This window comes from Mesorhizobium sp. M7D.F.Ca.US.004.01.2.1 (assembly GCF_003997785.1).
Lineage (GTDB): Bacteria > Pseudomonadota > Alphaproteobacteria > Rhizobiales > Rhizobiaceae > Mesorhizobium > Mesorhizobium loti.
In genome coordinates, this window is the sequence record NZ_RZRQ01000667.1 from 1 (window position 1) to 1,158 (window position 1,158).

The window sequence follows — 1,158 nt, forward strand, 5'->3', positions numbered from 1 at the left end:
GGCCCAGCCTATCTCTATGCCGAGGAAGGGTTTGGCGGAACGCTGATCCGCTACGCCTCGATCCCGGTGGGCGAAGGGTATCTCAGCCGCAACCGCTGGGGCCAGGTCGACATTTTCCACCGCCGCTACGAGCGCACGGCGCGGCAGGCGGCGCAGCTGCTCGGCTATGAGAAGCTGCCGGCGCGCATAAAAATGCTGGTCGACGATCCGGCCAAGTGCGAGACGAAAATCTCGCTGATTCAGTGCATCCAGCCGCGCGACGAGCGCAAGATGTATCGGCTGGGCGGCCAGTACCAATATCTCGACACGGCCTTCGCCTCCTACCACGTCATCGAGGACGAGGAGGAGATCGTCCGGGAAAGCGGGTTCCGCACCTTCCCGGTGTCGACCTTCAACTGGCGCCGGTACGAGGGCGACCCCTATGGCATCTCGCCTGCTATCGAGGCGCTGACCACCGTGCGCGAGGAGAACGCGGTGCGCCGTTCGGGGCTTCGCGCGCTGCAGCAGATCACCGACCCGGCGACCGCCTCCAAGGCCCGGCTCGACTATGTGCCGGTGCTCAATCCGGGCGAGAATTATCCAGGCCTCATCGACGACAATGGCAGGCCGCTGATCGCGCCGATCTCGACCGGGCAGAACCCGACCTATGCCTTCAACTACGCGCAGAGCCGCGCCGACGAGATCCGCGACATGATGTTCGTCAATCTGTTCCAGACGCTGGTGCAGAACCCGCAGATGACGGCGACTGAAGCGCTGATCAGGCAAGAGGAAAAGGGCGCGCTGCTCGGGCCGTCCGGCTCGATCATCCAGGCCGGTTTCGCCAGCAATCTCGACCGCGAGCTCGGCATTCTCGAGGACAAGGGCCTCTATGACGAGGACAGCCGCTTCCTGCCGCCGGACAGTCTCGCCGGCAAGGCGGTGCGGCCGACCTTCACCGGTCCGCTCGACGTGCTCAGGCGCTCAGCCGAGGCGCGAGACACCATCCAGGTGGTGACGACGGCCATGCAGATGGCGCAGTTCGACCCCGGCGTGATGGACAACATCGACAGCGACGAGGCGATCAAGATCGTGCAGAGCGCCGGCCGCAGCCCGCAGCGCATCTTTCGTCGCAAGGAGGAGGTGGACGAGTTGCGTGGCGCGAGAGCCAAGGCCCAACAA

General features: G+C 65.1%; 1 protein-coding gene. It reads left to right on the forward strand.

Annotated features, from left to right (window positions below; all coding sequences use genetic code 11):
• Window positions 1–1,158, forward strand: a 1,158-nt coding sequence (locus EN993_RS36030; RefSeq protein WP_127266262.1) for a portal protein, incomplete at both ends; no start/stop codon positions are given.